This is a genomic window from Micromonospora sp. NPDC047753, assembly GCF_040642735.1.
Taxonomy (GTDB): Bacteria; Actinomycetota; Actinomycetes; order Mycobacteriales; family Micromonosporaceae; genus Micromonospora.
The window spans coordinates 1-4,991 of record NZ_JBEYSL010000494.1 but is presented as its reverse complement, the minus strand read 5'-3'; the positions used below and the strand labels follow the sequence as shown (position 1 = coordinate 4,991).

6 protein-coding genes are annotated in these 4,991 nt (G+C 71.3%); 3 read left to right on the top strand and 3 right to left on the bottom strand.

All coding sequences use genetic code 11. The features are described 5' to 3' along the window. The first annotated feature begins 9 nt into the window (after positions 1-9). Together ABZ749_RS29360 and ABZ749_RS29355 are read left to right on the top strand one after the other, a co-directional pair. Positions 10-111 (top strand): hypothetical protein, encoded by a 102-nt coding sequence (locus ABZ749_RS29360; RefSeq protein ID WP_357233484.1) that lies wholly within the window; start codon positions 10-12, stop codon positions 109-111. Continuing rightward, positions 108-929 (top strand): IclR family transcriptional regulator, encoded by an 822-nt coding sequence (locus tag ABZ749_RS29355; protein ID WP_357233482.1) that lies wholly within the window; start codon positions 108-110, stop codon positions 927-929. The genes ABZ749_RS29360 and ABZ749_RS29355 overlap by 4 nt, the downstream gene beginning before the upstream one ends. Here ABZ749_RS29355 and ABZ749_RS29350 read toward each other — a convergent pair. The 3 genes from ABZ749_RS29350 to ABZ749_RS29340 all read right to left on the bottom strand — a co-directional run bounded on the left by ABZ749_RS29350 (position 916) and on the right by ABZ749_RS29340 (position 3,466). After that, the gene (locus ABZ749_RS29350) at positions 916-1,560 is read right to left on the bottom strand and encodes a DUF2306 domain-containing protein (RefSeq protein ID WP_357233480.1); all 645 of its coding nucleotides are present in this window, start codon (positions 1,558-1,560) and stop codon (positions 916-918) included. The genes ABZ749_RS29355 and ABZ749_RS29350 overlap by 14 nt on opposite strands. Positions 1,561-1,658: 98 nt before the next feature. Then, positions 1,659-2,321: a response regulator transcription factor gene (locus tag ABZ749_RS29345; protein WP_357233478.1), complete on the bottom strand. Its 663-nt coding sequence runs from the start codon at positions 2,319-2,321 to the stop codon at positions 1,659-1,661. Next, positions 2,318-3,466, bottom strand: a complete 1,149-nt coding sequence (locus ABZ749_RS29340; RefSeq protein ID WP_357233476.1) for a sensor histidine kinase — start codon at positions 3,464-3,466, stop codon at positions 2,318-2,320. The genes ABZ749_RS29345 and ABZ749_RS29340 overlap by 4 nt, the downstream gene beginning before the upstream one ends. Before the next feature lie 173 nt (positions 3,467-3,639). Between ABZ749_RS29340 and ABZ749_RS29335 the strand changes: the two genes are divergently transcribed. After that, positions 3,640-4,905, top strand: a complete 1,266-nt coding sequence (locus ABZ749_RS29335; protein WP_357233474.1) for a prolyl oligopeptidase family serine peptidase — start codon at positions 3,640-3,642, stop codon at positions 4,903-4,905. Positions 4,906-4,991 lie beyond the last annotated feature (86 nt).

The following is a 4,991-nucleotide window of genomic DNA, read 5'->3' as shown; positions in this document are numbered from 1 at the left end:
CCGGCGGAGGTGGCGGAGGTCCTGCTCCAGGTCGGCGTCTACGCTGGCGTACCGGCGGCGAACCGGGCGTTCAAGGTGGCCCGGGAGACCCTGCGGCAGGAGGCCGGGTGAGCGTGAGCGAGGAGGCGACGAGGTCGCCGGAGTTCGTTCAGTCGCTGGAGCGCGGCCTCGCGGTGATCCGGGCGTTCGACGGCGACCACCCGCAGCTCACGCTCAGCGACGTGGCCAGACGCACCGGGCTGACCCGGGCCGCGGCGCGCCGGTTCCTGCTCACGCTTGTCGAGCTGGGGTACGTGCACACCGACGGTCGGCTCTTCTCGCTGCGGGCACGGATCCTCGAACTCGGGTACGCGTACCTGTCGAGCCTGAGCCTGCCCGAGCTCGCGCAGCGGCACATGGAGGCGCTCGTCGCGCGGGTGCACGAGTCCTGTTCGGTGTCGGTGCTCGACGGCGACGAGGTGGTCTACGTCGCCCGCGTGCCCACCAAGCGGATCATGACGGTGGGGATCAGCGTCGGGACGCGCTTCCCCGCGTACGCCACCTCCATGGGTCGGGTGCTGCTCGCCGCGCAACCGGCGGACTGGCTGGACGACTACCTCGCCACCGCGCAGCTGCGGCCGCTGACCCGGCGCACCGTCACCGACCCGGCGAAGCTGCGCACCGTCCTGACGAAGATCGCCGCCCAGGGGCACGCCATCGTGGACCAGGAGCTGGAGGAGGGCCTGCGCTCCGTTGCCGCGCCGATCCACGGCGAGAACGGGTCGGTGATCGCCGCGGTGAACGTCTCCGCGCACGCCAGCCGGGGGTCCTTCGAGATGATCCGTCGAGAGCTGCTCCCGCCGCTGCTGGCCGCCGCGAAGCGGATCGAGGAGGACATCCGGGGCGGCCCGAGCCGGTCACCGACGGCCGGCGGGCTCAGCTCAGCTTGAGGGCCGGCGCGGTGACGACCCGGGTCGGACGCCGCAGGTACCACTCGGCCACCGCAAGGTTGATCACCCAACCGGCGACCACCAGGCCGGCCCGCAGGTTCCCGTCGGGCTGTTCCCCGGTCGCGATCAGGTACGGCGCGTGGGTGAACGCCTGGGTGCCGGCGCCGAGGCCGATCGCGTAACCGCGCACCATCCACCTGCGGTGCAGGGCGATGTCCCGGCGTAGCGCGGCGGCGAGACCGAGCAGGATCGAGCCGGCCATGGCCGAGCCGAAGATGAGCCGCATACCGGCGAGCACGTCGTTGTCGTGGGCCGGCAGGTCGTACGCGACGGCCATCCAGAGGCCGGTGAACGCCACCGTCAGCCCGCAGGGGACGAGCACCCGGCCGGCACGGCGGTGCCAGGGGTAGCGGCGCAGCCGGGGCACGAACTGGAACGCGCCGAGGATCGTGTAGACCACCGCGCCGACGATGTGCAGCACCACCGGCAGCGGATCGGCGACGAAGCGGGCGTTGGTCGGGGTGATTTCGGGTCCGCTGCCCAACTCGGTGAGCCGTCCCGCGCCGGCGAGCATCGGTATCAGGCCCAGCAGGATCAACGCGGCCGGTAGCCGCCACTCGCGGATCGTCATGCCACCGATGGTGGACGCCGTACCCGCCCCCGCTCATCGGCACAAGGGCCGCGATCGGGTCGGACCATGGTCGGACGCCGTCGTCGTACTTCCGTCGCTCACCAGTGCCGTCGGCTGCGGTTGGTCTCGTACGCCCACATCGCCACCTCGACCCGGTTACGCACCCCCAGCTTGGTCATCAGGCTGGTGACGTGCGACTTGACGGTGCTCAACGTGATGTAGAGCTCGTCGGCGATCTCCTTGTTGGTGCGCCCCCGCGCGACGGCCACCAGGACCTGTTCCTCCCGGTCGGTGAGCGCCTCGATGGGCTGCGTGCGCGGCGCGGCCGGATCCGCCTCGGCGAACGCCTTCAACAGCCGCGTGGTGACGCTCGGCGCGATCAGCGCGTCCCCGTCAGCGGCGGCGTGCACCGCCTGGCTGAGCAGGGCGGGACCGGCCTCCTTGAGCAGGAAGCCGCGGGCGCCGGCCCGCAGTGCCGCGTACACGTACTCGTCGAGGTCGAAGGTCGTGATGACGACCACCGCGAGCGGGTCCGGGACCGTTGGCCCGGCGAGCGCCCGGGTGGCCTCGATGCCGTCCATGCCCGGCATCCGAATGTCGAACAGACACACGTCGGGGCGTAGCCGCCGGGCGAGCGCGACCGCCTGCCGGCCGTCACAGGCCCCACCGACGACCTCGATGCCGGGCTGCGTGTTCAGGATGATGGTGAGCCCGGTACGGACGATCTCCTGGTCGTCCGCCACGAGCACGCGAACCGTCACCTGCCGGCCCCCTCGCGCGGTAGCACTGCCGTGACGGTCCACCCACGGCCCGGGTTGGGGCCGGCCTCGCAGGTGCCGCCGAGCAGATCGGCGCGCTCCATCATGCCCACCAGGCCGAAACCGGGCGAGCCGGGCGGACGGGAGGTGCCGGCCTCGCCGTCGTCGCTGACCCGTAGGCGCACTGACGTGTCGTCGGCAGCGACGCTGACCTCGATGCGGGTGGCGTGGCGGGCGTGGCGTCGGGCGTTGGTGACCGACTCCTGGGCGAGGCGGTAGAGCGCGGAGCCCACGGTGGGCGGAAGGTCGCCGAGGTCGCCGTACAGCTCCACGTCGACGGTCGGCCCGGTGCGGAACTGCCCGGCGAGCCGCCCGATGTCGGCGACCTGCGGGTTGGGCCCCAGGTCGGCCGGCTCGTCGCGCCGCAGGACGCGAACCATGGCACGCATCTCGGCAAGCGCACGGGACGCCTCTGCCTCGATGGTCCGCAGCGCCTCGACGGCGGCACCCGGCTGGCCCGCCGACGCGGCGATGCCGGCCTGGGCGCGGATCGCCATCGCCGACACGTGGTGCGCCACAGTGTCGTGCAGGTCACGGGCGAGCCGCTCCCGCTCCAACAGCTTCACCCGATCGAGTTCGCGCAGCCTGGCGGCGGCGCGGAAGCGGATCGCGACACCCAGCGTGGCGGCGGCGAACATCACCGCGAAGCCGGCGACCAACTCGCCACCGTCGACCGACCCGACCAGACCGGCGGTGGTCACCTTGGCCACCACGAAGAACGAGCCGATCACGGCATCCCGGCCGGAACCCCAGCGGAACAGCGCGTGGACCAGGACGACCAGGAAGCTCGCCGTGAACAGTTGGCACGGATCGCCGGGCAGCACGAACGGGGCGACTGTCGTGCAGCCGAACGCGATCACCACCATCGCGAGCGGCGCGGTGCGCCGAAACAGGAGCGTGGGCAGCAGCGCGAGCGCGACGACGGCGCAGCCCACCCGCCAGGGCAGATCAGGTCGGAAGATTGCTTCCACCACGATCGCCGGCCCGAGGACGGCCATCACCGCCCAGTCGCGCCACACCCGGGACGGGGTGGGGGAGACACGCGGCTCGGCCAACACCGCGTGCAGGCGAGGGTGCATGGGACTCATCGTACGAACGGTGGTGCGACTTCAGATCGTCCCAAAGTACGACTCGGGTGGTCTGGTTGCTGGTGGATCAGGCGGGGTGGTGTCCAGTGCCCGCACCGGTTGCCAGCTGATCTCCACCGCGTTACGTTGAGATGTCATCGACGCTCGTCTAAATCGTGAGGTACGGGGGCCGCATGTCCACGCCTGTCACTCGTCGCACCGTTCTGGCCGGAGGGGCCGGTGCCGCCATCGGCCTGGCCCTGCCCGGCGTCGCCGCCCACGCTGGTGGTCACCATCCCACCAGCGTGAGGTTCACCCTCGACGCGAGAACGCTCGACGGTGGTGAGCAGGTCACCTCGGTCACCCTCGACACCGCCCGGCTCGGGCCGATCGACCCGGCCGGACTGACCCCCGGCACGTTCAGCGTGCACGCCAAGGCCACCAGCCCGATCCCGATCGCCCCCGGCGACCTGATCTTCAGCGAGTACGACCTGGACCGCACGGTGACCGCGGCCCGGCTCGACCGGCACGGCAACATCGTGCTGGAGCTGAGCCACGCCGAGGGTCAACCTGGCGGTGGCACCCTCGGCTACATCCTGAGCCGGGGCCGCAACGTCCGGCTGGACCTCGTCTACACCATCACCCAGAACACCCCGATCGTCCGACGCCACGGCTCGCCGCTCACCATCACGCGCTTCGTGCAGGGGCGGCTGTCCAACCCCGAGGTCGACGCCTTCAGCCACCACGTCTCGGGCTCGGGCATGAAGCACCGGCTCTACTCTCCCGACCACTCGCCTCGGCACGGTAGGCGACCCCTGATCCTCTGGCTGCACGGCGGCGGCGAGGGCGCCTCACTGCCCGACGACTACTACGACAACGAGACCACGCTGCGCGCCAACCGGGGAGCACTCGGCTTCGCCACCCCGCAGGCCCAGCGGATCTTCTCCGGCGCGTACGTCGTCGCTCCGCAGAGCACCTCCTACTGGATGGAGGACGGCCCCCGGTTCGCCCCGCTGATCCGCGAGATCGTCCAGGACCTCGTCCGCCGCAAGCGTGTCGACCCGGACCGGATCTACGTGGTGGGGTGCAGCAACGGCGGCTACATGTCACTGGAGATGACAGTCGCCTACCCCGACCTGTTCGCCGCGTCGGTGCCGATCTGCGGCGTCGTCCAGCCGCTCAGCGGGGAGGGCCCGCCGCTGATCACCGACGCGGAGCTGGCGCAGATCCAGACCCCGACCTGGCTGGTCACCTCGCTCGACGACGACACGGTGCCGCCCGAGACCAACACGATCCACGCCCACGACCTCATCCCGGGATCACTGGTCAGCCTGTACGACCACGTCGTCTGGAACGGCTACCAGTTCCCCGGCCACTGGTCCTGGATCTACGTGGCCCGCAACGACCCGAGCCTCAACGGCACCCACATCTGGCAGTGGATGGCACGCCGTCGTCGGTGATCAGCCGTCCAGTGTCGTGCCAGCCGGTGCCGGTGCCGGACGAGGCGCTGGCCCAGGCGTACGACGGCATCACAGCGGTGGTCGGT

Coding starts and splice junctions, on each gene's coding strand:
- ABZ749_RS29350 (WP_357233480.1), bottom strand. CDS start 1,560: ATGACGATCCGCGAGTGGCGGCTACCGGCCGCGTTGATCCTGCTGGGC.
- ABZ749_RS29340 (WP_357233476.1), bottom strand. CDS start 3,466: ATGAGTCCCATGCACCCTCGCCTGCACGCGGTGTTGGCCGAGCCGCGT.
- ABZ749_RS29335 (WP_357233474.1), top strand. CDS start 3,640: ATGTCCACGCCTGTCACTCGTCGCACCGTTCTGGCCGGAGGGGCCGGT.